Below are 2,157 nucleotides of genomic sequence, written 5' to 3' on the forward strand. Positions count from 1 at the left end.
TCAGTTCTGAGCTCTGTTGTGAAAGTTGACTTAATCGACTCTGGCAGTCATTCAATATTGCCCGCGAGGCACTTTTCTTGTCACGGCATTAAGCGCTCTATAGACAACCCCACTAACCCTGGCATTCAGTTCCAAGGTCAGGGTATAGCTCTGACAGCTGGTCTATGCGCTTTTCTAAAAGATCAACATCATCACTTTTCCACTGACGATCCAGACAAGCCAAATAAATCTGTTGCGCTGCTGTTAGAAAACTGTCAGCCAAGTCAGAAAGTGGGTATAGGTCAATGTTTTTTAAAGCCCTGATATCCCCCTTCATGAAGCGAAGACAGCACATGGAAGCATTCCGTTTTTCCAATGTGACTGAAAACGCACCCTCCATGAACAACAACTCTTCCTTCTTGGAAACACCTGTTTTCAGGTCAATTAATGCACGAAGCCACCAGCTCATGATGGTAACAATAAAGTCATCCCAATCCTGCTCAGGAAACTGAAAACTTCCCAGTTTAAAGAAAATTATGCCTGTAATTTCTCCACTGCAATCAGATCTGGTTAACGATTCATCTCTTAGTTGAACTATCAATTCAGTAACTCCTTGCTTGTCAGTTAGCTGAAGGGTAAGCGGTTACTATTTTCTTGGTAATTTTATTAATCCATATATCAATGCCATTACCACGCACATGAATCCGATTCTCTTGAGTTTCAATACGTTTGCCATACCGGTATGCCTGCCGGATGGTTCTCTCAATCTCATCTCGCGACATATATTCAGGAAAAATACTTCTATTAGAGTCTTTCATGATTCTAGCCCCACCTCTCTGGTGACCAGACACAATATGATCCATGTCGATTTCAATTTTGCGCCATGAAGGCAGGTTGATGGGTTTGAGTTTAGCAACCGCATCAGCCACTTTCTTCCCAGTCTTGAGCTTACCTCCTGGCCCCGCCATGGCCAAATAGGTATCACCCACCGTATGGGCAAAATCATCCAACCCTGCCTGGGGAAAACCCAACCTCGGGCAGTCATCAGCACGACAGTGTCCCGCTACCGGCTGGATACTCTCCAGCTCTTCCTGCATCGTTACTATTCGCGCTCTGAGATCGATTTTCTCTTGAAGACATGTTTCATAGTCTTCATCCAGAGCCTCTCTCTCGCTGTCGAGCCCTGCTCTCTGCTGCTTCCATACCTGCCATTCTGCCTGATATTGCTTCAGCTCTGCCCTGATTTCTGCTCTCTTGCGATCACACTGCTCAGTCTCAGCTTTCACCTGTTTCGAGAATGCCCGAAACTGTGCTTTCCAGGCCTCCCCTTCCTGCCACCAGCGTTTACATTCAGCTAACTGCCGTTTTATATTCGCTACCTTCGTGCGACGATTGTCCAGCGTTTCACTTCTTGATACGCAGTGCTTGCTGCTGGCAGTGCAGGGCTTGATATCAAGATTGACCTTTTCAAATTGGTCCAACCGTTTATTACACTCATCCTCCCTGGGCTTATGCACCTGATTCCATTCCCGGCTAAAGGCATTCACTTTCTGGTTATGAGTTTCAGCCAGCTTTTCGCACGCTTTTTTGGTGTCCTCTTTGCTATCAAGTTTTTGCCGATACTGCTCCAGAGTCGTCTCTTCTTGTTCTTCCAGCGCCTGACTCCGTATCCGCCAATCATCCTTACGACGTTTTATGTCCTCCAACCTTGCCAGCAAACGATCCACTTCTTCCTGAAACGTTGGCATTTCACCCGCTGATGCAAAAAGCTTCATACCCAGGAAACTACGACCCGTTTCATGGTCAGCGCCCTCTGCAAACCTGAGTCGCAGTAATGAACGATAAAGCGTTAAAACTCGTATGTGCTCTGGACTGATACGTTGCTGATCTGACAAATAGCGATCTGCTGCAGGCCAGCGTAGGAAAGGCTTTCTGGTCATTAACAGAGCTACCAGAAAGTGACGTAGAACGCCTTTATCATCACTATTCGGTGCCTGCTCCAGCGTAGTTATTCCCTTATACAGTATCTGTCTTTGTTCCAGCAGTTTTTCATTGAACCATTGAAGAGCCTGTACTTCAGGAAAGCCCGCCACCTCCTGTACAAGATACTGATCAAGCGTTCTCAATAACCAGGTGTCTTCCTGAAGCAGCGTATTCAGGTAGGCGAAAATACTGTCA

2 protein-coding genes are annotated in these 2,157 nt (G+C 46.4%); both read right to left on the minus strand.

Annotated elements, in window-relative coordinates:
• Positions 1–112 precede the first annotated feature (112 nt).
• Positions 113–580 carry a hypothetical protein gene (locus ACR2PX_RS05100; protein ID WP_433998284.1) on the minus strand — a complete coding sequence of 156 codons (468 nt, stop codon included), beginning with the start codon at positions 578–580 and terminating at the stop codon, positions 113–115.
• Between the two features lie 19 nt (positions 581–599).
• The coding region (locus ACR2PX_RS05105; protein ID WP_433998285.1) for a hypothetical protein at positions 600–2,157 on the minus strand (1,558 nt) is incomplete at its 5' end.

Source organism: Endozoicomonas sp., from assembly GCF_051008435.1.
Classification (GTDB): domain Bacteria; phylum Pseudomonadota; class Gammaproteobacteria; order Pseudomonadales; family Endozoicomonadaceae; genus Endozoicomonas_A.